The organism is Micromonospora sp. DT48, assembly GCF_049844495.1.
In the GTDB taxonomy this organism is placed as follows: domain Bacteria; phylum Actinomycetota; class Actinomycetes; order Mycobacteriales; family Micromonosporaceae; genus Micromonospora.
In genome coordinates this window covers 91,913-116,074 of record NZ_JBNCLE010000006.1, presented here as the reverse complement: position 1 = coordinate 116,074, position 24,162 = coordinate 91,913, and the positions used below count along the sequence as shown (strand labels likewise).

Sequence of the window (24,162 nt, the reverse complement as noted above, 5' to 3'; positions counted from 1 at the left end):
TCGACCCAGTCGCTCTGGTCGACCCGGCCGACCCGGTCGATCCGGTTGGTCCGGTCGAGCCGGTGGGTCGGCGGGGCGGTGGGTGCCCGGGGGCGGTGACCGGGGAGGAGCGACGATCTGTCTGCTCGGCGTGGGGTTGTTGTTCGTCGTGGCCGGGCTGTTCGGGGCAGGGGTCGGTACGGCTCGGCTGGCACGGCAGCAGGCCCGGGTCGCCGCTGATCTCGGTGCCCTGGCCGGGGCGGCGAGGGCCCTCCAGGGCGAGCCGGAGACGTGCACCCGGGCTGGGGAACTGGTCGTCGCGAACGGTGCCCGGCTGGTGCGGTGCCGGCTCGACGGGCTGGACGTGCTGGTCACCACGGAGGTCGTCGTGGAGCCCTTACCAGGGATGACCCGGACCGCCCGGGCCACCAGTAGGGCCGGTCCGCTGCGCGGGACCGCATACCAGTCCGACAGCGACTGACCCGCCGGACCGGCCCAGCAGCCCAACGGATCGACCGACCGACCGGCGGGCCGCCTGGAATGGTGGGTCCGGCTCGCTCGGGCCTGCGTCGAGCGAGCCGGACCGGGGGGAGTGCGTCAGGGGTGGGTTCGACGTCAGCGGCCCTGGAGGGCGTCGAGAGCGACGGCCATGGCGATCACCATGCGGCGGTCGATCTGCGGGTTCTGGATCTCGACGACGTACCGGTCCCGCAGGCCCCACTTCTTCACCACCGAGAAGACGGGCTGGCCGTCCGCGACGAAGTCGAAGTGGTACGGCAACCAGGACAGCGAGTCGACGAACCGGCGCAGCAACGCCACCGGCATGCTGCGCTCCTGGCCGGTGACGTTGGGCAGGCCGGGCTGCTCGACGTGCCAGGTCGAGCGGAGCAGGGACTGCGCGAAGTCCTTCCGGAACAGGCCGATCGGGTTGCCCGCGTGATCGGTGACGTCGTAGGTGGCACCCAGGTCGAGGCGCTGACGGGCCTTGAAGCCGAGCAGCGGCTGCTGCTTGGAATCGTCGGCGTAGATCGTCACCTGCTCCTTGAACGCGAGCCGCTTCTGCTGGGCGAACGCCAACAGTTCGCCCTCGGAGCCGTCCGGGGCGACACTGTGCACCTCGTACTGGTTGACCATGAAGCGCACCCGCTGGCGGATGTGGAACCGCTGCTGCGCCTGCAAGCTATCGAGCTGCATGAGAACTCCTCAAATGTGGTGCGCCGGAGTGTCGCACAGCCGGACAACGGCCGCGCCCGGGGACCGCCAGCAAGCCAGGCAGAGAAGCCGGCAAGCCGGGCAGACATGCCGGCAAGCCGGCAAGCCAGCAAATCGGCAAGTCAGCGAGTTGGCGCAAGGCCTCGGGTCAGCGGACGCCCTCGACGGCCGCCCGGTGCGTCATGGTGGTCAACAGCTGCTGGATGGTACGCAGGCGTTCGTTGATCTGCTCCAACCGCTCGGCCTGAGCGAGGGTGGCGAGCGCGGTTCCCAATGCGATCAGTTGGTTGGTGTCGAGCTTCTCTTGGTCAATGGTGTAGAGCAGGTCGACGGTCTCGGCGATGGTGTCGGCCACGGCCTCTCCTCCATCCTGGCAAGGGAACGGCAAGGACGGCGCTCGATGGAAGCGCTCCCACCATCATTGCCCGGCCGACCCGGTTTTCATACCCGGGCGACCTCCGGCAGGTTGTCGAGTACCACGTCAAGCACCCGGATAGCGTCCGGTTTGGACAGTGGATTGTTGCCGTTGCCGCATTTGGGTGACTGCACGCAGGACGGGCATCCGGACTCGCAGCCGCACTCGGCGATCGCGTCCCGGGTGGCTCGCAGCCAGGATGCCGCCATGCCGTACGCCCGCTCGGCGAAGCCCGCACCCCCCGGATGCCCGTCGTAGACGAAGACGGTCGGGGCCTCGGTGTCCGGGTGCACCGCCGTGGAGAGGCCGCCGATGTCCCACCGGTCGCAGGTGGCGACCAGGGGCAGTAGCCCGATCGCGGCGTGTTCGGCGGCGTGCAGTGCCCCCGGCACGTCGGCTGGATCGACCCCGGCGACGAGCAGCGACTCGGGAGAGAGGGTGAACCAGACCGCGACCGTCCGCAACTCGCGCGCCGGCAGGTCCAGTGGGCGGGTGTCGATCACCTCGCCGGTGGCGATCCGCCACCGTTGGTAGGAGACAACCTGGCTGGTCACATCCACCTCGCCGAGGAAGAGCCCGACCGGTCCGGCGTCCACGTAGGAGCGGACGGAGACCACCGACAGTGAGGTGACGTCGCGGGCGTGGGTGGACCAGTCCGGCTCCTCGGGGTGCACCAGCGCGCACCCGTCGTCGAGGTCGAGCGAGTCGACCACGTACGACACGCCCTGATGGAGGTAGACCGCGCCGGGGTGGAGCAGGAAATGGGCGGAACCACCGTCGACCGTGCCGAGCAGCCGGCCGGTCGCCGCCTCCACCACGCAGACCGGAGTGCCGCCCTCGCCGCGCAGATCGACCTCGGGTCGCTCTCGGTGCCGCCAGTACCAACCGGTCGGCCGTTGCCGCAGCGCGCCCGCCTCGACCAGTTCCCGCACGGCCTGTTTCGCACCGTCGCCGAAGAGTTCCAGGTCGGCTGGGGTCAGTGGCGCCTCGGCCGCCGCGCAGGCCAGTTGCGGGCCGAGCACGTATGCGTTGGCCGGGTCGAGCACGGTGGCCTCCACCGGTGCCCCGAAGACCGCCTCCGGATGGTGCACCAGGTAGGTGTCCAGCGGATCGTCCCGGGCCACCAGCACCGCGAGGGCCTCCTGGCCGGAGCGCCCGGCCCGGCCCGCCTGCTGCCACAGCGAGGCCCGGGTGCCCGGGTAGCCGCAGATCACCACCGCGTCCAGCCCGATCAGGTCGACGCCCAACTCCAGGGCGTTGGTCGAGGCCAGCCCCAGCAGGTCGCCGTGCAGCAGCGCCCGCTCCAGTTCCCGGCGCTCCTCGCGCAGGTAGCCACCCCGGTACGCGGCCACCCGGTCGCCGAGCCCGGGGACCGCCTCGTCGAGGCTGCGTCGGGCACTGGTCGCCACCACCTCGGCACCCCGTCGGGACCGGACGAAGGCGAGCGTGCGTACCCCGGCGGCGACGGTGTCGGCGAGCAGGTCGGCGGTCTCCCGCAGCGCCGACCGGCGGACCTGGGTGAGGTCGGACCCGGTGGGCGACTCCTGGCGAGGTGCCGGCATGGGTGGCGTGTCCCCGGCGGCCCGGTGGCCGCCCTGCTCCGGCAACACCACAGCGGCGGCGGAAGGGCTCGGCGACCCGGCAGCGGCGGCGGAGGGGCTCGGCGACCCGGCAGCGGCGGCGGAGGGGCTCGGCGACCCGGCAGCGGCGGCGGAGGGCTCCGGGGGGAGCAGCGGTGGCTCCCAGAGGGCGAAGGTGACTCCCGCGCGCGGCGAGGTGTCCTCGGTGATGGCGGTCACCGGTAGGCCGGTCAACCGACCGGCCGCCGCGGCCGGGTCACCCGACGTCGCCGACGCCAGCACGAACGTCGGCCCGCCGGTGCGACCGTAGCGGGCACACTGCCGACGGAGCCGGCGCAGCACGTGGGCGACGTGCGAGCCGAACACGCCCCGGTAGACGTGGCACTCGTCGATCACCACGTACGCCAGTCGGCGCAGGAAGCCGGACCACTGGGCGTGCCCGGGCAGGATGCCGTGGTGCAGCATGTCGGGGTTGGTCAGCACGAACCGGGAGTGCCGCCGGATCCACTCCCGCTCGGCGCGCGGGGTGTCACCGTCGTAGCAGGCCGGGCGCACGCCCTCGATCTCCAGCGTGGCGACGGCGCGCAACTGGTCGGCGGCGAGTGCCTTGGTCGGTGCCAGGTAGAGCACCGTGGCGCGGGGATCGGCCAGCAGCGTGGCCAGGGCCGGCAGCTGGTACGCCAGGGACTTGCCGGAGGCGGTGCCGGTGGCCACCACGACATGCCGCCGGTCGTACGCCAGGCTGGCCGCCTCGGCCTGGTGCCGCCACGGCGCTGTCACCCCGCGCCGGGCGTACGCCGCGCGTAGGTCCTCCGGAGTCCAGGACGGCCACGGTGCCGTGGTCCCGGCCCGGGGCGGTACCCGCTCGACGTGGGTGACCGGGTCGGCGGGATGCCGCTGGCGTAGCCGGCGCAGCAGGTCCCCCGGTGACGCGACCGGCGGGCCGGCCGGACCGGCATCCGTGGTGCGCTCGGGGTCGCTGCCGGCGGATACGGTGGCTGCCGAGGTCACGTACTGCACTCTCGCACTGGTGTTCGGAAATCGGAAATCGGCGGGCCGGGTACGGATGGACTGCGTCGTGAGTCGTCGGCCGAGCCCTGGGGTAGTGGTTAGATGCCAAAAGAGTTTACGGCTGCCTGAGGGAGGACGGATGGAGCTGTCACTGGCGACCCGCACCGTGGGTGAGCACACGGTGCTCGAGGTCGGCGGTGAGGTGGACGTGTACACCGCCCCCCGGCTACGCGAACGGCTCCTGGAACTGATCGACGCCGGAGCCCGGCACGTGGTGGTGGACCTTGGTCGGGTGGACTTCCTCGACTCCACCGGGCTGGGTGTGCTGGTCGGCGCGCTCAAGCGGCTGCGGACCGCCGACGGCACGTTCGCCTTGGTCTGCGACAAGGAGCCACTGCTCAAGATCTTCCGGATCACCGCGTTGGACCAGGTGTTTCCGCTGTATCCAACGGTCGAAGCGGCGACCGGCGCCGGCCAGTGATGGCCACGGTCCGGCTCTCCTTCTCGCCCGCGCCGGTGCACGTTCGTACCGCCCGCCTGGTCGGTGTCGCGGTGGCCCGGCGCGCGGGGGTTCGGGAGGATCTGCTCGACGAGGTCCGACTCGCCATCGGCGAGGCGTGCACCCGGGCGGTCGCCCTGCACCGCCAGTACGGCGTCGCCGATCCGGTGCTGGTGGAGATGTCCGACTCGGGCGCGTACTCGGTGCGGGTGGTGGACCGGGCGCCGATCGAGGCGAGCATCGGTCTGGCCGCGCTCGACGCCGACCAGTTGGCCAACGAGGCGCTGAACGAGGACGACCTGACCACCGGCGTCGGCTTCGCCCTGCTCGCCGGATTCGTCGAGGACCTTCAGGTCCGCCCGGTCGACGAGGGCATCGGTACCGAAGTGCGGATGGTCTGGCCGGTCGGCCGCTGAACCCACACTGGCCGGCCGCCGCGCCGAGCCAACGATCGGTCGCTATATCAGATTTCGGTTCATAACACAGCGACAAAGATCATCCAGACCTGCCGCCACCTCGGTGTGACCTCGAACACTGCGGACGGCTAGAGTACGCGGGTTGTCAGCAAGTGATCCACCCGGCCGCCAGCGCAAATGGGCGTGGAGTCGCTGGTTCGCCGGGTGGATCGGCGCGCGCTTGCGAGTTCGCATCCAGGCGCCGGGCGGTGCGTCTCCACCGGCCGGCGCGTTGTTCGGCACAGGAGGACACAGATGTCCGACACCTTGGCCGCCGAGGGCGGCGGGATCTCCCTCACCGGAGCCAATGTCACGTACGTCGTCATCGCCGCGGTGATCGCGCTGGTCGCGCTCGCCTTCGCCGCCGCGTTGACGAAGACGGTGCTGGCTGCCGGTAAGGGCACCACCAACATGCAGGAGATCTCCGGGGCCGTGCAGGAGGGCGCCTCGGCCTACCTGTTCCGGCAGTTCCGGACCCTGGCGATCTTCGTGGTGATCGCCGTGGTTCTGCTGTTCCTGCTGCCGGTGCACAACACCGACGGCAGTGAAGTCGCGGTGAAGATCGGTCGTTCGCTCTTCTTCGTGGTCGGTGCTCTGTTCAGCGCCTTCATCGGCGGCGCGGGCATGTGGCTGGCGACCCGGGCCAACCTGCGGGTGGCCGCCGCCGCCCGGGAGCGTGAAGGTGGCCGGGAGTCGGCCATGAAGATCGCCTTCCGGACCGGTGGCGTCGTCGGCTTCCTCACCGTCGGCCTGGGCCTCTTCGGTGCCGCGCTGGTCGTGCTGATCTTCCGGGGCGACGCGCCGACGGTGCTGGAGGGCTTCGGCTTCGGCGCCGCCCTGCTGGCCATGTTCATGCGGGTCGGTGGCGGCATCTTCACCAAGGCCGCCGACGTCGGGGCCGACCTGGTCGGCAAGGTGGAGCAGGGCATCCCCGAGGACGACCCCCGCAACGCCGCCACCATCGCCGACAACGTGGGTGACAACGTCGGTGACTGCGCCGGCATGGCCGCCGACCTCTTCGAGTCGTACGCGGTCACCCTGGTCGCCGCGCTGATCCTGGGTCGGGCCGCGTTCGGCTCCGACGGCCTGGTGCTGCCGCTGATCATCTCCACGATCGGTGTGCTGGTCGCCATCATCGGTGTCTTCATCACCCGGCTGCGCACCTCCGACCGCAACGGTCTGACCGCGATCAACCGGGCCTTCTACCTCTCCGCGCTGATCTCGGCGGTGCTGGTCGCGGTGGCCACCTTCGCCTACCTTCAGCCGTCCTGGGCGGCGCAGCTCGGCGACGACTGGCGGGAGACCCTCAACGTCAACGGCGGCGACCCGCTCTTCGGCCCGCGTGGCGTGGTCATCGGCGCGGTCGTCATCGGCATCGTGCTGGCCGCCGCCATCCAGGCGCTCACCGGCTACTTCACCGAGACCGACCGGCGTCCGGTGCAGGACATCGGCAAGAGCTCCCAGACCGGCCCGGCGACCGTCATCCTCGCCGGCATCAGCGTCGGCCTGGAGTCGGCGGTCTACTCGGCGCTGCTCATCGCCGCCGGTGTCTTCGGCGCCTTCCTGCTGGGCGGCGGCTCCATCACCCTCTCGCTGTTCGCCGTGGCGCTGGCCGGTACCGGTCTGCTCACCACCGTCGGCGTGATCGTCGCGATGGACACCTTCGGCCCGATCTCCGACAATGCCCAGGGCGTGGCCGAGATGTCCGGCGACATCGACGAGCACGGTGCTCGTACGCTCACCGAGCTGGACGCCGTCGGTAACACCACCAAGGCGATCACCAAGGGCATCGCGATCGCCACGGCGGTGCTGGCCGCGACCGCGCTGTTCGGCTCCTACACCGACACGCTGCGCACCGCGTACGCGGACGCGGGTGTCGGCGACGTGAACGACATGATCCTCAACGCGTTGAACGTGTCGAACCCGCAGAACCTGGTCGGCCTGATCATCGGCGCGGCGGTGGTGTTCCTCTTCTCCGGCCTGGCCATCAACGCGGTCTCCCGCTCGGCGGGCGCCGTGGTGATGGAGGTTCGTCGGCAGTTCCGTGAGCTGCCCGGGATCATGGACCGCACGCAGCGTCCGGAGTACGGCAAGGTCGTCGACATCTGCACCCGGGACGCGCAGCGCGAGCTGCTCACCCCCGGTCTGCTGGCCATCATGGCGCCGATCGCGGTCGGCTTCGGTCTCGGACCGGGCGCGCTGGCGTCGTACCTGGCCGGTGCGATCGGTGCCGGCACGCTGATGGCGGTCTTCCTGGCCAACTCCGGTGGCGCCTGGGACAACAGCAAGAAGATGGTCGAGGACGGCGCGTACGGCGGCAAGAACTCCGAGGCGCACGCCGCGACCGTCATCGGTGACACCGTCGGTGACCCGTTCAAGGACACCGCCGGCCCGGCGATCAACCCGCTGATCAAGGTGATGAACCTGGTGGCGCTGCTGATCGCACCGGCCGTGGTGGCGTGGAGCGTGGGCGACGACCGCAACGTCGGCCTGCGGGTCACCATCGCGGTCGTGGCGACGCTGATCGTCGTCGCGGCGGTGGTGTTCAGCAAGCGCAAGAGCATCGCGATGGGCGACGACGCGGGCAGCGGTTCCGGCAGCGGGGATCCGCGTCCGGAGGAGATCAAGGCCTGACGCGTACCACCTCACCGGTCCCCGGTCGGCGACGTCTGCCGACCGGGGACCGGTCGCTTGTGTGGGCCCGGTACCGACGACCGGTGCCGACCGGCAGCAGAAGCCGTACGCTGCAACGCATGCGTACGTGCCGGGCGGCAGCCGCCGGAAAGTTCACGGTGGTCCTGGCCACGCTGTTGCTGCTGACCGCGTGCAGCTCCAGCGGTCCCAGTCCACGGGCCTGGGCCGCCTCGGTCTGCTCGGCGCTCACCCCCTGGCGCGCCGAGATCAGCAAATTGACCAGTAGCACCGACCAGCAGATGACCGCGCAGACCACGCCGGCACAGGCCAAGGAGAACCTGGTGCGACTCTTCGGCGGCGCGGAGCAGGCCAGCGAGACCGCCCGACGCAAGGTGGAGCAGGCCGGGGTGCCCGAGGTCGAGCACGGCGAGGAGGTCTCCGCCGGATTCAGCGCCTCGCTCGCGTCGATGCGGGACGCCTACGGCCGGGCCCGGAGCACCATCGACGGTCTGGGTACCGGAGAGGCCAGCACCTTCTACGAAGGCGTCCAGGACGCGGTGGAGGTCCTCCAACGGGAGTACGACGCGAGCGCGTTGGACACCAGCCGGCTGGACTCGGAGGAGCTGAAGCGTGCCTTCGACGAGGTACCCGAATGCCGTTGAGCGGTTCCGGTGAGACACCGGCGGCGCAACCGCTGCCGGTGTCTTTCCCGCCGCCCGTCGAGGCGCCGTCGGGGTCGCGCCGCCGCCGGATGCCCGGCCGCCGATCCGCCCCGGTGAGCCCGCCGCCCGACGACCACCGGGACGACCCGCCGCCACCGCCCGACGCGACCGGCACCGAACGGCAACTGGTCTTCTTCGGCGCGGAGACCGGGGAACCGTCGGTGGCCGATCTCGCCGGGCTGCTCGCCGGCCCGGGTGAGGTGCACCGGATGGGCGGCACGGCCCGGTTGTCGGTGCGGGTGGCGGCGGCGTGGCGGGTCCACGTGCTCATCGGTGAGCTGGCCCAGCGGGGTGTCCGGAGCACCTGGGCACCCACCGAGGACGACGGTTACCTGGTGCGGACCGCGTACACCCGGTCGTTGGTGCCGCTCGCGGCGGCCTGGCTGCGCGGCCCGACGCAGCAGCCCCCGCCGGGATTCCAGCTCGACGGTCGGCGGCTGCGCCTCTGGCTCGCTGCGGCCGGTGTGGCCGATCCGCCCGATTTCCTGCTCCAGCTCGGTGGCAGCGATCCACAGCGGTGGGCGGTGGTCGGTGCCGCCCTGGCCGCGGCCGGGCTGACCGGTGAGCTGACCGAGGCGGGACCGGGTGGTCCCGCGTACCGGATCGCGGGCCGTCGCTGGACGCGGCGGCTGGCCGAACTGGTCGGCGAGCGCCCGCCGACGAGCCCGCCCACGGCCTGGCCGAGCCGGATCTGACCGCAGGCGGGGCTGTCCGATCGGAGACAGCCGGATGTCGGGGAACACCGGGAGAATCGGCCGGGTTTGACCTCCACCGAGGGGCTGCCATGGTCACAGCGGCCCGCTCGACACCCTACCCAGGGTGTACGGTGACGCCGTCCGGCGTGACCACGGATCGTCCCGGGCGGATCGCCGCCCGCGAAACTAGAAACACGGACGGCGCGTTACGTTGGACATCTGGACCGCCGGGAACCGGTGGGTCGAGTGCGCCCCAAGCCGGCCAGGCGCGGCCATTGAGTGGGAATGAGGTCGAAACAGACGTGCCGAGTAACGCTGCAACCACCCGTCTGGTCATCGTCGAGTCTCCGGCGAAGGCCAAGACGATCTCGGGCTACCTCGGCCCGGGGTACGTCGTGGAAGCCAGCTTCGGGCACGTGCGTGACCTGCCCCGCAACGCCGCCGACGTGCCCGCGAAGTACAAGGGCGAACCGTGGGCCCGACTCGGCGTCGACGTGGACAACGGCTTCCACGCCCTCTATGTCGTCTCCCCCGACCGCAAGCAGCAGATCAACAAGCTGACCAAGCTGGCCAAGGAGGTCGACGAGATCTTCCTGGCCACGGATGAGGACCGCGAGGGCGAGGCGATCGCCTGGCACCTGGTGGAGACGCTCAAGCCCAAGGTGCCGGTCCGGCGGATGGTCTTCCACGAGATCACCAAGCCGGCCATCCAGGCGGCGGTGGCCAACCCACGGGAGATCGACCGGGATCTGGTGGATGCCCAGGAGGCCCGGCGCATCCTCGACCGGCTGTACGGCTACGAGGTCTCCCCGGTGCTGTGGAAGAAGGTCATGCCGAAACTCTCGGCGGGCCGGGTGCAGTCCGTGGCCACCCGGATCGTGGTCGAGCGGGAGCGGCAGCGGATGGCCTTCCGCACCGCCGAGTACTGGGACATCCTGGCCACCCTCGCGGTGACCAACCCGGGCAAGGGGCCACGCAGCTTCAACGCCACCCTGGTGGCGCTCAACGGTGACCGGATCGCCACCGGCAAGGACTTCGAGCCGACCACCGGTCGGGTCAAGCCCGGCGCCGGTGTGGTCCACCTCGACGAGGGCGGGGCCCGAGGGCTCGCCGCCCGGTTGGCGGGGCGGCCGTTCACCGTCACCCGGGTCGAGGAGAAGCCCTACCGACGCCGCCCGTACGCCCCCTTCATCACCTCCACCCTCCAGCAGGAGGCGGCCCGGAAGCTGCGGTTCTCGTCGCAGCAGACGATGCGTACCGCGCAGCGGCTCTACGAGAACGGCTACATCACCTATATGCGTACCGACTCGGTGAACCTGTCGGAGACCGCCATCGCGGCGGCCCGTCGGCAGATCGTCGAGCTGTACGGCGAGCGCAGCGTGCCGCCGGAGCCGCGCCGCTACACCGGCAAGGTGAAGAACGCGCAGGAGGCGCACGAGGCGATCCGCCCGGCCGGGGACAACTTCCGCACCCCCGGTGACGTGGCCAAGGAGCTGTCGGCCGAGGAGTTCAAGCTCTACGAGCTGATCTGGCGGCGCACCATCGCCTCGCAGATGACCGACGCGGTCGGCTCCAGCGTCTCGGTCCGCATCCGGGCGACCACCTCCGGTGGCGAGGAGGCGGACTTCGGCGCCACCGGCAAGACCATCACCGACCCGGGCTTCCTGCGGGCGTACGTCGAGTCCAGCGACGACGAGAACGCCGAGGCCGAGGATGCCGAACGTCGGCTGCCGAACCTGGTCAAGGACCAGCCGCTGACCGCCGAGGAACTGGCCGCGCAGGGGCACCACACCCAGCCGCCGGCCCGCTACACGGAGGCGTCGCTGGTCAAGGCCCTGGAGGAGTTGGGCATCGGCCGTCCCTCGACGTACGCGTCGATCATGCAGACGATCCAGGACCGGGGGTACGTCTTCAAGCGCGGTCAGGCGATGATCCCGTCGTTCCTGGCCTTCGCGGTGATCGGGCTGATGGAACGGCACTACCCGCGCCTGATCGACTACGACTTCACCGCGAGCATGGAGAACGAGCTGGACGAGATCGCCGGTGGCGACCACGCCGCCGTCGACTTCCTCACCGCGTTCTACTTCGGCACCACCAACGGTGCCGGTGACCAGGACATCGCCCGTTCCGGCGGGCTGAAGAAGCTGGTCACCGAGAACCTCAGCGACATCGACGCGCGCAGCGTCAACTCCATCCCGCTGTTCACCGACGACGAGGGGCGTGAGGTGGTGGTGCGGGTCGGCCGCTACGGGCCGTACCTGCAGCGCCGGGTGCCGGGTGAGGAGCAGGCACCCGCGGCGGAGGGCGAGGAGGGCGCCAGCCCGGGTGACCGGGCACCGATCCCGGAAGGGTTGGCGCCGGACGAGCTGACCCCGGAGAAGGTGCACGAGCTGTTCCTCGGCGGCGGGGGCGAACGCAAGCTGGGTGACGACCCGTCGACCGGGGAGCCGATCGTGCTCAAATCCGGCCGGTTCGGGCCGTACGTGGCCAGTGGGGAGCGCAAGTCGTCGCTGCTGCGTTCGCAGTCGCCGGATTCGCTCACCCTCGACGAGGCGCTCAAGCTGCTCAGCCTGCCCCGGTTGATCGGGGTCGACCCGAACGGCGCGGAGGTCTACGCCAACAACGGCCGCTACGGCCCGTACGTCAAGCGTGGTGACGAGTTCCGCTCGCTGGACTCGGAAGAGAAGATGTTCACCATCACGCTGGACGAGGCGTTGGCGCTGCTGGCCGCGCCGAAGACCCGCCAGCGTCGGGCGGCTGCTCCGCCGCTGCGGGAGATGGGTGTCGACCCGCTGACCGAGAAGCCGCTGGTCATCAAGGACGGCCGGTTCGGCCCGTACGTCACCGACGGGGAGACCAACGCCTCGTTGCGGCGCGGGCAGACGCCCGAGGCGTTGAGCATCGAGGAAGCCTCCGAGATGCTCGCCGAGAAGCGGGCGAAGGGCCCGGCCCCGAAGAAGAAGGCCGCCGCCAAGAAGGCCCCGGCCAAGAAGGCCACCAAGGCCACCAAGGCCACCGCCGCGAAGGCCGCTAAGTCCACCGCCACCAAGGCGACCAAGTCCACGGCCGCGAAGGCGACGAAGGCGACCGCCGCCAAGGCCGCCAAGGCGACCAAGGCCACCCGCACCGCCGACTGACGTCGCCGAAGCCCGAAACCGCCCCAGGAGGGGCGTTCTCGGGCCGGGACGTTCTCGGGTCAGCCGAGGACGGCGGTGAGGTGCGGGCTGGTGAAGATGCGGTGGGGGTCGAGGCGGGCGCGGACGGCCTGGAAATCAGCCCAGCGCGGATAGGCGGGGGCGAGCGAGGCGGCGTCACGCCAGTGCAGCTTGCCCCAGTGCGGTCGGCCACCCAGCCCGGTCGCCACCTCCTCGAAGGCCCGGAAGTACGGCTCGTAGGGCATGCCGACGTACTGGTGCAGGGCGACGTATGCCGAGTCGCGGCCGTGGGAGTGGGACAGCCAGATCGGGTCACCGGCGGCGAAGCGCACCTCGACCGGGAAGAGCACCTTGAACGGCAGCCCGTCGATGATCCGACGCACCGCGTCCAGCGCTTCGGGCAGGGCCTCGCGGGGCAGCGCGTACTCCATCTCCAGGAAGCGGACCCGGCGCGGGGTGCAGAAGACCGCGTCGGAGCGACCGGTGTAGCGCCGTTCGGTGAGCGCCCGCGCGGAGATCGCGCTGATGCCGGGTGCCAGGCCCGGCGCGGCACGACCGAGCCGACAGGCCCCGGCGAAGACGGTGTTGGCCAGGAAGTCGTCGTCCAGCCAGCTGCGCCAGCGGGACAGTGGGCGGTCGTCGACCGCTACTCGGTCGTTCGTCTTGAGCTGCACGCGGCTGGTGTAGGGGAACCAGAAGAACTCCAGGTGGTCGTGGGCGGCGACCAGGTCGGGCAGTTGCGCGAGCACGGCGTCCAGCGATGCCGGGCGTTCGTGCGCCAGTAGGACGAAGGCGTCCACACAGCGCAGGGTCACCTCGACCAGGACGCCGAGCGCGCCGAGGGAGACGCGGGCGGCGTCGAACACCTCCGGATGCTCCTCGGCGGAGCAGCGCAGCACCTCGCCGGTGCCGGTGACCAGGGTCAGCGCCTCGACGAAGGTGGCCAGACCGCCGTAGGCCGCGCCGGTGCCGTGGGTACCGGTGGAGATGGCCCCGGCCACGGTCTGCGCGTCGATGTCACCGAGGTTGGGCAGGGCCAGCCGGTGTTGGGCGAGTAGCGCGTTCACCCCCCGTAACGTCATCGCGGCCGGTACGGTGACGAGGCGTCGATCGACGTCTACGCGTACGTCGATGGCGAGTCGGGTCAGGTCCATCCGCTGTCCGTCGCTGACCGCGACGGGTGTGAAGGAGTGACCACTGCCGACCGGGCGGATCCGCGCACCGGTCTCGGTGGCCCGGCGGATCTGTGCGACGGCCTCGTCGACCGAGGACGGCCGGAGTACGGCGGTGGCTACGCCGCGTTGGTTGCCCGCCCAGTTGGACCAGGCGGCGGTCTCGGTGGCGGTGCTCTCGACCATGGTCCGACTCCCTGGAGATGAATATGAACCGAATTCATATCAGGAACGTTGTCCCTGGTAAACACCGCAATCGAGGTCCGCTCGTTGTACCGGTAGTCACGGACTCGTGACGTGCAGATATGTTCATCCGTCGAGAGGGGGTGGCGAGTGTCCACTTCAGCCGCCACGACCGGGCCACTGCGCCGAGTACCAGTGCAGGGTCGTAGTGTCGCGCGGGTCCAGCGGATGCTGGACGCCTGCGCCGAACTCGTCGACGAGGTGGGGTACGAGGGGCTGACCACCACCCTGCTCGCCGAGCGGGCCGAGGTGGCGATCGGGTCGGTCTACCAGTTCTTTCCGGACAAGCGGGCGATCGTGCAGGCGCTCACGCTGCGCACGATGGAGTCCTATCTCCAGCGGCTCGACGAACGCTTCGCCTCGGACGACCTGACCCACTGGTGGGACGGAGTCGACGCGGGGATCGATGAATACATCACGATGCACCGCACCGTTCCCGGGTTCCGTACCCTGCACTTCGGCGACGTGGTCGACCTGCATCTGCTCGATGAGCAGCGGGACAACAACGGGGTGATCGCCGACCAGCTGGCCCGGGTGCTCACCGAGCGGTTCGGGCTGGCCGACGTGCCGGACCTGCGATTCCACCTGGAGATCGCGGTGGAGGCGGCCGACGCCCTGATCAAGCTGGCCTTCCGGCGGAAGCCGGACGGCGACGACCGGGTGCTGACCGAGGCGAAGGCGCTCATCCGGGAGTACCTGCACCGGCAGGTCAACGCGAGGGGGGACGCCGGCCGTCGGCCGGTGGTGCAGCCCGCGAAGCCGGCCGACGACAAAATCGTCGCCGACGCCGAGCCGGCGCAGCCGGAGGCCCAGCCGGCCTGACCGGGCACTTTAGATCGGTAGGACCGACCCCGACGGGTGTCGGGCGGCCGTTCGGTCAGAGGAAGGCTCGGCCCTCGCCCCGGTAGGTCGGCACGGTGGCCACCACCTCGTCGCCCTCCACCAGGTGCAGCTCGTTCACCCGTTCACACAGCTCGCCCGACTTCGCGTGCCGGAACCAGACGCGGTCACCGATGCGCAGGTGGGCAGCGGGCGAGCCGGTAAGCGGGGTCTGCACCTCGCCGGCACCTTCGACGTCGAGCAGGCTGAGCCCGGCGGGCAGCCACGGCCGGGGCAGTCGGCTGCGGTCGGCCGAGCCGGAGGCGATCCAGCCGCCACCGAGCACGGTGGCCAGGTCGGGTGTCGGGCGTCGGACCACCCCGCAGGCGAAGAAGGCCGCCGGGGTGGGCCGCCAGGCGCGGTACGCGTCGAACAGCGTCGGACCGTACAGGCCCGATCCCGCGGTGATCTCGGTCACCGCGGGATCGGCACCGGTCGCGGCCACGCTGCCGGTGCCGCCGCCGTTGACGAACTCCAGGTCGGCGTGCTCGCGTACGGCGGCCACCGCCGCGCTCCGGCGGGTCAGCAACTCGCGGTAGGAACCGCGCTGGGCCAGCCGGATCGCCCCGCCGAGCACCGCCCGCCCAGGCGGCGCGTCACCCAAACCGGCGATCTGCGCTTCGTACGACATCAGCCCGACCAGCCGGAAGCCCGGTCGGCGGGCGATCGTGGCGGCCAGTCGCCCGGCCTCCCGGGCGCTGTGCACGGGTGAACGGCGTACGCCGACGTGCACCCGCCCGCCGAGTAGCCGCCACGAGGCGTCCAGATCGAGGCAGATTCGCAGCTCGGACCGGCGTCCGGAAGGCGACACCGTGTCGCAGAAGTCCAGTTGATCGGTGTCGTCGACCATCAGGGTGATCGCGGTGGCGAGCGCCGGATCGGCCCCCAGGTCGGCAAGCGCGCCTCGGTCGACCGTGGGGTAGGCCACCAGCACGTCGGTGGTGATCCCACTGCGGACCAGCCAGATCGCCTCGGGCAGGGTGAATGCCATCACCCCGTGCCAGCCCGGCCGGGCCAGCGCGCGGGCGATCAGGTCGCGGCTGCGCACCGACTTACTGGCGACCCGCAACGGCTTGCCGCCGGCCCGGTCGACGAGCGCGGCGGCATTGGTGTCGAAGGCGTCGAGGTCGACCACCGCGTACGGCGGATCGAGGTGCGCGGTTGCCCGGTCCAGCCGGTGGCGCAGATTCTCGCTGTGGGTGGCCACGTGTGCACGCTAACTGTGAAACGGTTAATGCGAAATACCCTCGCGTCTGTGTCGCCTGGGCTCGGGCTGGCCTCGGCCGCCTAGGCTCGGCGAACAGGCGGTGTAGGACGGAAGGACGTCCCTACCGGGTCTAGAGTGTTCCACCGGGGGTGCCCAGCGATGGGCCGGCACGTGGAGGTACGGCCATCGAAAGCGAGTTCAACGGCGAGTCGCCCGGCGTGTCGCCGTCCGCCCACCAGCCTGCCGGCACAGCTGCGGCCGGACAGCCCGCCGCCGGACGCGACGCGACCGGCCAGCCCGAGGGCGCCCGCAAGCAGCCCGGCACGCAGGGTCCACCAGGTGGCTCCGGCGGGCAACCCGACCTAAGCGGATACGGTGCGATCCGCTCGGTCCTGCGTATCCGCCCGTTCCGCCGGCTCTGGATCGTGCTCGGCGCGGCCTCCTTCGGCGACTGGCTCGGCCTGCTCGCCACCAGCGTCTTCGCCGCCGCCCAGGTGGAGGGGAGCACCGCCAAGGGCGCGGCCTTCGGTGGCGTGATCGCCATCCGACTGCTCCCGGCCCTGCTGCTCGGCCCGGTCGCCGGAGTCCTCGCCGACCGGTTCGACCGGCGCTGGACGATGGTCATCTGCGATGTGCTGCGGTTCGTGCTGTTCGCCTCGATCCCGCTGTACGCGTTGACCGGGGCCAGCGGCGCGCGGGTGGTCAGCTGGGCGGCCATCGCCACCTTCCTGATCGAGACGGTCACCCTGCTCTGGATCCCGGCCAAGGAAGCGGCCGTACCGAACCTCATCCCACGGGCGCGCCTGGAGACGGCCAACCAGCTCACCCTGATCACCACGTACGGCCTGACCCCGGTCTTCGCCGCGATCGTGCTCTCCTCGCTCGACGGCATCATCCGGGGCGCCACCGGCGGCGAGATGCCGGACTGGGCCCAGCCGGCCCAACTCGCGCTCTGGTTCAACGCCTTCTCCCGGCTCGCCACCGCCGTCGTGGTGGCCTTCGGCATCAAGGAGATCAGCCAGGGGCAGACCGACGAACGGGAACGCACCGAGCAGAGCATGATGCGCCAGTTCACCGAGGGCTGGCGGTTCATCGGACAGACCCCGCTGGTGCGCGGACTGGTCCTCGGCATCCTCGGCGCCTTCGCCGGAGGCGGCATCGTCATCGGCACCGCCCGGTTCTTCGCCGACTCGCTCGGCGCCGGTGACGCCGCCTTCTACCTGCTGTTCGGCGCGATCTTCATCGGTCTGGCGATCGGCATCGGGCTCGGCCCGATGATCGTGCGGGACATGTCCCGACGTCGTTGGTTCGGCATGAGCATCGTGCTGGCCAGCGCCTCGGTGATGACGCTGGCCTTCGCCATCCACCTGTCCATGGCGCTGGTCGGTGCGGTCTTCGTCGGCGCGGGGGCCGGGATGGCCTTCCTCTCCGGCACCACCCTGCTCGGCGGCGAGGTCGCCGACGAGGTACGCGGCCGGGTCTTCGCCGTGGTGCAGATCGGCACCCGGCTCGTGCTGATCCTGGCGATCGCGCTCGGCAGCCTGCTGGCCGGTGTCGGTGGCTCCCGCACGCTCAACATCGCCGACCTGGGCATCTCCATCTCCTCCACGCGTCTGCTGCTGCTCGCCGCCGGTGCGGCCGGGATCTTCGCCGGGATCAGCGCCTTCGGGCAGATGGACGACAAGAAGGGCGTCCCGGTCCTGGCCGACCTGTGGGGGTCGATCCGGGGCCGTCCGCTGATGCCGGCCGAGCCGTTCGTCTCGGCCGGACTCTTCGTGGTCTTCGAGGGTGGCGAGGGTGCCGGCAAGTCGACCCAGCTCCGCGAACTGGCCGAGCGGCTGAAGAGCCAGGGGCGCGACGTGGTGGTCACCCGGGAGCCGGGCGCCACCGGCGTCGGTGCCCGGATCCGGTCGCTGGTGCTGGACACCACGCCGGACGAGGCACCGTCCCCGCGCGCCGAGGCGCTGCTCTACGCCGCCGACCGGGCGCATCACGTGGCCACCGTGGTCAGGCCCGCCCTGACCCGGGGCGCGGTGGTGGTCAGCGACCGGTACGTCGACTCGTCCCTGGCGTACCAGGGTGCCGGTCGGACACTTCCGGTCGACGAGGTGTCCTGGCTCTCGTCCTGGGCCACCGGCGGGCTCAAGCCCGACCTGGTGGTGCTGCTGGACGTCGATCCGCGTACCGGGCTGTCCCGGGTCGCCGCCCGCGCGGCGAGCGCCGACCGTCTGGAGGGCGAGTCGGTCGCCTTCCACGAGCGGGTCCGCTACGCCTTCCTCGACCTCGCCGCCGCCGATCCGAAGCGTTACCTGGTGCTGGACGCCGCCCGCCCGGTCGAGGAGATCGCCGAGCGGGTCGCCCGCCGGGTCGACGAGCTGCTCGGCAGCCCCGACGGGATCGACCACCCGGGTCCGGCACAGGGGCCGGACACCTCGGTGCAGCCTGAGTTATCCCCGTCGGAGCTGGTGACGACGGAGCGGACCTGATGCCGGACGCCTTTGCCGACCTGGTCGGGCAGGACGAGGCGGTGGAGACGTTGCGCCGGGCCGCCGCCGCTGCGGCGGCCGTGCTGCGTACCGCCGGTGAGGCCGAGGTGCCCGCAGGTGTCGACCCGGGCGGGGGGATGACCCACGCCTGGATCTTCACCGGCCCGCCCGGCTCGGGCCGATCGGTCGCGGCACGGGCCTTCGCCGCCGCCCTCCAGTGCGTACACGGCACCGGGTGCGGCGAGTGTCCCGGCTGCCACACCACCCTCGCCGGAACCCATGCCGATGTCCGTTTGGTGGTGCCCGAGGGGCTCTCCATCGGGGTGAACGAGATGCGGGCGCTGGTGCTTCGCGCGGCCAGTACCCCGTCCGGCGGGCGCTGGCAGGTCGTCATCGTCACCGACGCCGACCGGTTGACCGAGGCGGCCAGCAACGCGCTGCTCAAAGCGGTGGAGGAGCCGCCGCCGCGGACCGTCTTCCTGCTCTGCGCGCCGTCCACCCACCCGGACGACATCTCGGTCACCATCCGGTCGCGGTGTCGGGTGGTGCCGCTGCGTCAGCCGGCCGCCGAGGCGGTGGCCGAGGTGCTCGTCCGTCGGGACGGGATCGCCCCCGACGTGGCCCGCTGGACGGCCGCCGCCACGCAGGGCCATGTGGGGCGGGCCCGACGGTTGGCCCGCGACCCGCAGGCGCGGGCCCGCCGGGAGGCGGTGCTCGCGGTGCCGCGTCGGCTCACCGGGGTGGGTGCCGCCTTCGACGCGGCGTCCGCGCTGATCGAGGCCGCCGAGGCGGAGGCCGAGGCGTCGGTCGCGGAGGTCGACGCCGCGGAGCGCGCCGCGCTGGAGACGGCGCTCGGTGCCGGTGGGACCGGCCGGGGCGCGGCCGGTGCCGCCCGGGGGGTCGCCGGGCAGCTGAAGGAGCTGGAACGACGCCAGAAGTCGCGGGCGACCCGGGCGCAGCGGGACGCGCTGGATCGGGCCCTGGTGGACCTCGCCGCCTTCTACCGGGACGCGTTGGCCATCGCGCTGGGCGCGCCGGTGTCGCCGGTACACGCCGATACCGCCGAGGTGGCCGAGGCCGGTGCCCGTAGCTGGCAGGCGGAGGGGGCGCTGCGCCGACTGGAGGCGGTGCTGGCCTGTCGCGCCGCGATCGAGTCCAACGTCAAGCCCCGGATCGCCGTCGAGGCGATGATGCTCGCCCTCTGGAAGGGCTGACCGCCACCAACCGGCGGCACCGGCGCTCCCGGCGACCGTAGCCGGACCGTTGCCCAGAGCCATCGACAGGCGCAATTCGCGTGCGGTACGGTCCGGTGTGCCGCGGTGACCGTGGCGGCACGCACAGTGATGAATCCGGGAGGAGTCCGGCGATGCCGCGGGGTGAGATCGACGAGGCGTGGATTGAGGAGGCGGTCCGGCGCTACCGCCGTATCGAGTCTCTCCAGGCCGAGTTCGACCAGGCCGTGGCGACGGTCGAGGTAACCGTCCGGTCGCCGGACGGTCTGGTCGAGGTGGTGGTCACCGCAGGTGGCCGGATCACCGACGTGCGGTTCCTCGGCCCGCTGCACACCCGGGCCCCGCGAGACGTGGCCGCGTCCGTCCGGGCTGCGGTGGCCGCCGCCGCCGACGCCGCGGAGTGGGCGAAGGAGAAGCTGCACAACGAGACATTCACCGCGTACCGACCGCTGACGGGGGCCTGAGATGGACAGCCTTCGCGCCCTGGCCAGCCGCCTCGACGAGGCGAGCGCCACGCTGACCGCGCTCTCCCGATCGGTCACCGCCAGCGACCCGGCGCAGGTGGCGTTCGGCGCCGACGCACCGGGCCGTCCGGGCGAGGTGGGTCGGGCACTGCACCGGCAGTGGGTGGCCGCGACCGGTGACCGGGCCCGGGAGGCGCACACCGCCGCCGTCCAGGTGGCGTCGGTGGCCGCCGCGCTGCGCCAAGCGGCGGACCGCTACGCCGACACCGACTCCGCCGTGTCCCGCCGGCTCGTCGGTGAGGCGTGATGGATCCTCTCGACCGGCTCGCCGAGCCCGGCCTCGACCTGCTCGGGCGGGTCGACACGCTGCTCGCGGCAGGTGCTCCGGAGGGGCACCGGGTGTGGCCCCTGCTGCGCCGGATGCAGGTGCTGCCCGGTGACGCGCTGCGCGGCTTCCTCGACCTACGGCCGGGGCCGTTGGCCACCGCCGGGCACGCGGTGCGCCGGCACGTGCACGGCTACGACCACGCCTGCGCCGCGTTGACCGATCCGGTGCTCTGGTCCGGTTCGGCCGCCATGGCGTACGGCCAGTCCCGGGCGGCGCTCTCCCGCCACCTGGACGAAGGCCCCGAGAGCCTGGTCGGGCGGTTGGAGGCCACCGCCGGCTACGCCGACGCGCTCGCCGACTGGGTGGAGGGCAGCCGGCTCGCCGTCGCGCGGGCACTGGCCGAGGTGATCGGGTCGGCCGAGGCGGTCACCGTCCTTGCCGCCACCTCGGTACGCCAGCCGCCGGACGCCGGGCCGTCCAGGGCGGGCGCGAACGCCGCCGCCGAGATCGGCGCCCGGGTGCTGGCGGTGCTCTGCGTCGCGTACGACGGAGCGGAGACCCTGTTGCGGCAGTGGTCACCGAGTCTGGCCGAGTCCCCGTGGCGACCGGGTGGTGGACGCTTCCGCCCGGACACCGGTGGCCCGGCGGGTGGCCGGACGACCCGCGTCGGTTGGTGAGGTCCGCCCACAGGCGCGGGCGGAGTACGGGCGGCGATCCGGCACGCGCGACGTAGGGTGAGGGAATGGGCATGCTCTGCGCGGTCAGCTTCCAGCGGTACGGGCGCCTCTACTATCTCGACCCCGGCGACCTCCGGCCGCAGGTGGGCGACAAGGTGCTGGTGCCCACCGACGACGGCCCCGAGGTGGCGGAGTGCGTGTGGGCGGCGCAGTGGGTCACCGAGGAGACCGATGGCTTTCCCCGGCTGGCCGGGCTGGCGCAGGAGGAGGACCTGCGCCGCGACGAGGCGCTGCGGCGACGCAAGGCCGAGGCGAAGGTCGCGGCCAAACGACTGATCCGCGAGCACGGCCTGCCGATGAAGGTGGTGGCGGTCGACCACGTGCTCGGCAACGGTGAGGGTGGTGGTGAGCGCAGCACCATCTACTTCACCGCCCCGCACCGGGTGGACTTCCGTTCCCTGGTCCGTGACCTGGGCGCGACCCTGCACTGCCGGGTCGAGTTGCGGCAGCTGTCGGCCCGCGACTCCGCGCGGGTGCAGGGCGGCATCGGCTCCTGCGGGCGCGATCTGTGCTGCGCCACCTTCCTGACCGACTTCGAGCCGGTCACCATCCGGATGGCCAAGGACCAGGATCTACCGCTCAACCCGCTGCGGATCTCCGGCGCGTGCGGTCGGCTGATGTGCTGCCTGAAGTACGAACATCCGCTGTACGCCAAGTTCACCGAGTCCGCCCCGGCGATCGGCACCCGCGTCACCACCCCCGAGGGGGAGGGCCGCGTGGTCGGCCACAGCGTCCCGAGAGACGCGGTGACCGTCCGCCTGGACGCCGACGGCTCCCGCTGCTCCTGTTCCCGTGCCTCCGTCTGCGCCCCCCGCCAGGCGCACGACCAGCACTACACCCCCAAATCGAGCTGATCAAAAAGTCTGTGCCCTCGAACTGTTCGAGGGCACAGACTTCTTGATCACGGCGGCGTGGTCAGGTGACGGTGATGGGAGGTTCGGCCAGGCGGGGGACCAGCGGGGTGGCGGGGACCAGCCAGGAGGACTCGGGCGACTGGTCGGAATTGACCCGCCAGTCGCGGGAGACCCGGTCGACGACGACCGGATAGAGGGTCAGTGTCCCGTCGGGATCGATACGCATCCGGACGAACCCCTTGGCGTCCTCGATGCCCTGCCCGGCGAACAGCTCGTTGACGTTGACCCCGAAAGCGCTCGCGACCAGCAGGTACCCGGCCACCAACTGGCTGGCCACCAGCCCGATCACCGGCAGGTAGAGCACTGCCGCCGCCACCGCCGGCAGCGGCCAGGACCAGCCGTGGAACGGCAGAGTGAGCCAAACCCAGGTGCCGAGAGCGGCCAGCCCGACGTGCGCCAACCCGTGCCCGATGCCGAGGATCCAGTGCCGGGCCTGCCGCTTGCCGCCGGAACTGGGCGGCTTCGCGAACATCGCCGCCGCGAGCACCGTCACCAGCACCATCGCCACCAACGGCACGCTGAACAGCCGCTGCTCGGAGGCTTCCGACCGGAAGTCGGTCACCCCGGCCATGGAGAGCATCAACAGGGTTTGCAGGACGCCCAGCAACGCGGAGAAACCCGGGTTGCGGCGCGGCAACCAGGCGAAGACCCCCCAGCCATACCGGCGGGAGCGGGCGGCGTCGGGGTAGCGTCCGGCCAACTCGTACTCCCGGGACGGGCTGGACCGCCGCGCCAGGGTGTCGCGCGGCGGCACCTCGATGCGCTCGGGCAACTTGTGCGTCGGGTACAGGTAGGCGCCGCCGCACCCGCTGGTCACCAGTTGCCGCCCGTCCGGTCCGGTGTACCGCGCATAGTGGTGCAGATCGCCGGAGATCAGCAGCCGGACCTGGGCGCCGGTGGGCGCGACGATGGTCCGCACGAAGTAGTCGATCGAGTCGTACGCGTTGGGCTGGTCGACGGCCTTCACCCAGGCCGGAGCCGGCACCGCCAGGATCACCCGGCTCTGCGGTCCGAGCCGCTTCGCCACCGCGTCGAAGTAGGTCAGCTGCGGGTCGTCGACGTACGAGCCGGACTGGTCGTCGAGCCCGAGCAACCACCAGTCGGCCGGCAGCTCGGCGGCGAAGTACGACCGGGACTGGCCGGTACGCCAGCCGCCGAAGTGCCGGTCCCGGGTACGCACGAACAGGCGCAGGAACGCGGTCAGCCCGTCGTACCAGTCGTGGTTGCCGGGCACCGCGAAGATCGTCGGCTGCTCGGGTGGGGTGGCCGGCAGCGCCGCCTGGTACGGCCCTTTGCACCGGTCCTCGTACGCCGCGTACTCCGCCGACGGGTACACCTGGTCGCCGCCCATCACCAGGGTCTGCGCCCGGGGCAGCCGGTGCCCGTCGACCGTGATCTCCCGCTGGGCGAGCAGGTACGCGACGGAATAGGTGGCGTTGAAACCGTCACCGAGGTCGGCCACGTAGTCGAGCCAGAGCCCGCCGTCCGGCCCCACCTGCCGGGAGATCTCCGCGTCCAGCGCCTTCTGCAACTCCCGCTTGTCCAGGTACGCCCCGAACAACATTGCCAGCAGCGTACGCAGGCCGGTGCTGATCAGCAGGAACGGCGCGAGCCACGGCACCGGCTTGCGGGGTGTGAAGCCCAACTCCAGCGGATCGGTACTGCGGGGCCGCCGGGCCGCCCGACCTCCGGCGGCCTCCTCGGCGTACGGGCCCAGCGGTTGCGCCCGGCCACGCGCCGGTGACCCGACATCGACCGGTTCGTCGCGAGAGGTGTGATCGTCGGTCATTCGCCGCAGCGTAGTGCTGCCCGCATGAGCCGACGACCCCGGAAACGACCCGAGCGTCCCGGTCCGTTCGTGTCGGGGCAATCCCGCTCGGCCACGCAGCGGCGCGTGTCGTACACTTGACCACCGTTGCCGCCTTAGCTCAGTCGGCTAGAGCGACGCACTCGTAATGCGTAGGTCGACGGTTCGATTCCGTCAGGCGGCTCGGCACGAAGCCCAGGTCACCGACCTGGGCTTCGCCATTTTCCGAGATCAACGACACCGTCGCCGGAAGTGCCGGTCCGCATCCCGCGCGCTGGCCCGTCGCGCATCGATCATGCATGGTGATGACTGTGTGCGTGGGATAGCTGGCTTGGG

At 71.5% G+C, this 24,162-nt stretch carries 20 protein-coding genes and 1 tRNA gene; 15 read left to right on the top strand and 6 right to left on the bottom strand.

The genetic code is table 11. The features are described 5' to 3' along the window. Window positions 1-82: 82 nt before the first annotated feature. Complete coding sequence (locus ACLQ2S_RS06480) at window positions 83-460, top strand: Rv3654c family TadE-like protein (protein ID WP_425701320.1); 378 nt, start codon at window positions 83-85, stop codon at window positions 458-460. 134 nt (window positions 461-594) lie between these two features. Here ACLQ2S_RS06480 and ACLQ2S_RS06475 read toward each other — a convergent pair whose 3' ends face one another. The 3 genes from ACLQ2S_RS06475 to ACLQ2S_RS06465 form a co-directional block, all read right to left on the bottom strand. After that, a complete protein-coding gene (locus ACLQ2S_RS06475; protein WP_425701319.1) occupies window positions 595-1,173 on the bottom strand; it encodes a hypothetical protein in 579 nt (192 codons plus the stop codon). A gap of 166 nt (window positions 1,174-1,339) precedes the next feature. Next, entirely contained in the window at window positions 1,340-1,546 is a 207-nt protein-coding gene (locus ACLQ2S_RS06470) for a hypothetical protein (RefSeq protein ID WP_230462569.1), read from the bottom strand. A gap of 86 nt (window positions 1,547-1,632) precedes the next feature. Further along, the gene (locus tag ACLQ2S_RS06465; RefSeq protein ID WP_425701433.1) at window positions 1,633-4,254 is read right to left on the bottom strand and encodes a DEAD/DEAH box helicase; all 2,622 of its coding nucleotides are present in this window, start codon (window positions 4,252-4,254) and stop codon (window positions 1,633-1,635) included. A gap of 82 nt (window positions 4,255-4,336) precedes the next feature. On the opposite strand from ACLQ2S_RS06465, the gene ACLQ2S_RS06460 reads away from it, so the two are divergent. The 6 genes from ACLQ2S_RS06460 to topA all read left to right on the top strand — a co-directional run bounded on the left by ACLQ2S_RS06460 (window position 4,337) and on the right by topA (window position 12,339). Next, window positions 4,337-4,678, top strand: coding sequence for an STAS domain-containing protein (locus ACLQ2S_RS06460; RefSeq protein WP_099847876.1), 342 nt, complete (start codon window positions 4,337-4,339; stop codon window positions 4,676-4,678). Then, on the top strand, window positions 4,678-5,112 hold the full coding sequence (locus ACLQ2S_RS06455; RefSeq protein WP_155217395.1) for an ATP-binding protein: 435 nt from the start codon (window positions 4,678-4,680) through the stop codon (window positions 5,110-5,112). Before ACLQ2S_RS06460 ends, ACLQ2S_RS06455 begins: the two co-directional genes overlap by 1 nt. 294 nt (window positions 5,113-5,406) lie before the next feature. After that, window positions 5,407-7,785 (top strand): sodium-translocating pyrophosphatase, encoded by a 2,379-nt coding sequence (locus tag ACLQ2S_RS06450; protein WP_155217397.1) that lies wholly within the window; start codon window positions 5,407-5,409, stop codon window positions 7,783-7,785. A gap of 119 nt (window positions 7,786-7,904) precedes the next feature. Next, the gene (locus ACLQ2S_RS06445) at window positions 7,905-8,447 is read left to right on the top strand and encodes a hypothetical protein (protein ID WP_425701318.1); all 543 of its coding nucleotides are present in this window, start codon (window positions 7,905-7,907) and stop codon (window positions 8,445-8,447) included. Further along, a complete protein-coding gene (locus ACLQ2S_RS06440) occupies window positions 8,438-9,202 on the top strand; it encodes a hypothetical protein (RefSeq protein WP_425701317.1) in 765 nt (254 codons plus the stop codon). The genes ACLQ2S_RS06445 and ACLQ2S_RS06440 overlap by 10 nt, the downstream gene beginning before the upstream one ends. A gap of 302 nt (window positions 9,203-9,504) precedes the next feature. Beyond that, window positions 9,505-12,339, top strand: coding sequence for a type I DNA topoisomerase (gene topA, locus ACLQ2S_RS06435; RefSeq protein WP_425701316.1), 2,835 nt, complete (start codon window positions 9,505-9,507; stop codon window positions 12,337-12,339). 59 nt (window positions 12,340-12,398) lie between these two features. Here the strand turns inward: topA and ACLQ2S_RS06430 are convergent, their stop codons facing one another. After that, window positions 12,399-13,715 carry a D-arabinono-1,4-lactone oxidase gene (locus ACLQ2S_RS06430; RefSeq protein WP_155217403.1) on the bottom strand — a complete coding sequence of 439 codons (1,317 nt, stop codon included), beginning with the start codon at window positions 13,713-13,715 and terminating at the stop codon, window positions 12,399-12,401. A 225-nt stretch (window positions 13,716-13,940) separates the two neighbouring features. Between ACLQ2S_RS06430 and ACLQ2S_RS06425 the strand changes: the two genes are divergently transcribed. Continuing rightward, the gene (locus ACLQ2S_RS06425; protein ID WP_155217698.1) at window positions 13,941-14,594 is read left to right on the top strand and encodes a TetR family transcriptional regulator; all 654 of its coding nucleotides are present in this window, start codon (window positions 13,941-13,943) and stop codon (window positions 14,592-14,594) included. Window positions 14,595-14,649: 55 nt separating this feature from the next. On the opposite strand, the gene ACLQ2S_RS06420 is transcribed toward ACLQ2S_RS06425, so the two are convergent. Continuing rightward, window positions 14,650-15,858, bottom strand: coding sequence for an amino acid deaminase/aldolase (locus ACLQ2S_RS06420; RefSeq protein ID WP_425701315.1), 1,209 nt, complete (start codon window positions 15,856-15,858; stop codon window positions 14,650-14,652). Window positions 15,859-16,256: 398 nt separating this feature from the next. Here ACLQ2S_RS06420 and tmk point away from each other — a divergent pair, with 398 nt between their 5' ends. The 6 genes from tmk to ACLQ2S_RS06390 all read left to right on the top strand — a co-directional run bounded on the left by tmk (window position 16,257) and on the right by ACLQ2S_RS06390 (window position 21,959). After that, on the top strand, window positions 16,257-18,344 hold the full coding sequence (gene tmk / locus ACLQ2S_RS06415) for a dTMP kinase (protein WP_309223190.1): 2,088 nt from the start codon (window positions 16,257-16,259) through the stop codon (window positions 18,342-18,344). After that, complete coding sequence (locus tag ACLQ2S_RS06410; protein WP_425701314.1) at window positions 18,344-19,558, top strand: DNA polymerase III subunit delta'; 1,215 nt, start codon at window positions 18,344-18,346, stop codon at window positions 19,556-19,558. Before tmk ends, ACLQ2S_RS06410 begins: the two co-directional genes overlap by 1 nt. Before the next feature lie 152 nt (window positions 19,559-19,710). After that, window positions 19,711-20,040, top strand: a complete 330-nt coding sequence (locus ACLQ2S_RS06405; protein ID WP_155217407.1) for a YbaB/EbfC family nucleoid-associated protein — start codon at window positions 19,711-19,713, stop codon at window positions 20,038-20,040. Between the two features lies 1 nt (window position 20,041). After that, on the top strand, window positions 20,042-20,347 hold the full coding sequence (locus ACLQ2S_RS06400) for a hypothetical protein (protein WP_155217409.1): 306 nt from the start codon (window positions 20,042-20,044) through the stop codon (window positions 20,345-20,347). Next, entirely contained in the window at window positions 20,347-21,045 is a 699-nt protein-coding gene (locus ACLQ2S_RS06395) for a hypothetical protein (RefSeq protein ID WP_230462524.1), read from the top strand. Before ACLQ2S_RS06400 ends, ACLQ2S_RS06395 begins: the two co-directional genes overlap by 1 nt. 65 nt (window positions 21,046-21,110) lie before the next feature. After that, a complete protein-coding gene (locus ACLQ2S_RS06390; RefSeq protein WP_155217411.1) occupies window positions 21,111-21,959 on the top strand; it encodes a PSP1 domain-containing protein in 849 nt (282 codons plus the stop codon). A gap of 61 nt (window positions 21,960-22,020) precedes the next feature. Here ACLQ2S_RS06390 and ACLQ2S_RS06385 read toward each other — a convergent pair whose 3' ends face one another. After that, window positions 22,021-23,808 carry a metallophosphoesterase family protein gene (locus ACLQ2S_RS06385; protein WP_155217413.1) on the bottom strand — a complete coding sequence of 596 codons (1,788 nt, stop codon included), beginning with the start codon at window positions 23,806-23,808 and terminating at the stop codon, window positions 22,021-22,023. Between the two features lie 128 nt (window positions 23,809-23,936). Here ACLQ2S_RS06385 and ACLQ2S_RS06380 point away from each other — a divergent pair. Next, window positions 23,937-24,010 (top strand) — tRNA-Thr (locus ACLQ2S_RS06380). Window positions 24,011-24,162 lie beyond the last annotated feature (152 nt).

Coding starts and splice junctions, on each gene's coding strand:
- ACLQ2S_RS06475 (WP_425701319.1), bottom strand. CDS start 1,173: ATGCAGCTCGATAGCTTGCAGGCGCAGCAGCGGTTCCACATCCGCCAG.
- ACLQ2S_RS06460 (WP_099847876.1), top strand. CDS start 4,337: ATGGAGCTGTCACTGGCGACCCGCACCGTGGGTGAGCACACGGTGCTC.
- ACLQ2S_RS06455 (WP_155217395.1), top strand. CDS start 4,678: ATGGCCACGGTCCGGCTCTCCTTCTCGCCCGCGCCGGTGCACGTTCGT.
- ACLQ2S_RS06450 (WP_155217397.1), top strand. CDS start 5,407: ATGTCCGACACCTTGGCCGCCGAGGGCGGCGGGATCTCCCTCACCGGA.
- ACLQ2S_RS06445 (WP_425701318.1), top strand. CDS start 7,905: ATGCGTACGTGCCGGGCGGCAGCCGCCGGAAAGTTCACGGTGGTCCTG.
- ACLQ2S_RS06440 (WP_425701317.1), top strand. CDS start 8,438: ATGCCGTTGAGCGGTTCCGGTGAGACACCGGCGGCGCAACCGCTGCCG.
- ACLQ2S_RS06430 (WP_155217403.1), bottom strand. CDS start 13,715: ATGGTCGAGAGCACCGCCACCGAGACCGCCGCCTGGTCCAACTGGGCG.
- ACLQ2S_RS06425 (WP_155217698.1), top strand. CDS start 13,941: ATGCTGGACGCCTGCGCCGAACTCGTCGACGAGGTGGGGTACGAGGGG.
- ACLQ2S_RS06410 (WP_425701314.1), top strand. CDS start 18,344: ATGCCGGACGCCTTTGCCGACCTGGTCGGGCAGGACGAGGCGGTGGAG.
- ACLQ2S_RS06405 (WP_155217407.1), top strand. CDS start 19,711: ATGCCGCGGGGTGAGATCGACGAGGCGTGGATTGAGGAGGCGGTCCGG.
- ACLQ2S_RS06400 (WP_155217409.1), top strand. CDS start 20,042: ATGGACAGCCTTCGCGCCCTGGCCAGCCGCCTCGACGAGGCGAGCGCC.
- ACLQ2S_RS06395 (WP_230462524.1), top strand. CDS start 20,347: ATGGATCCTCTCGACCGGCTCGCCGAGCCCGGCCTCGACCTGCTCGGG.
- ACLQ2S_RS06390 (WP_155217411.1), top strand. CDS start 21,111: ATGGGCATGCTCTGCGCGGTCAGCTTCCAGCGGTACGGGCGCCTCTAC.
- ACLQ2S_RS06385 (WP_155217413.1), bottom strand. CDS start 23,808: ATGACCGACGATCACACCTCTCGCGACGAACCGGTCGATGTCGGGTCA.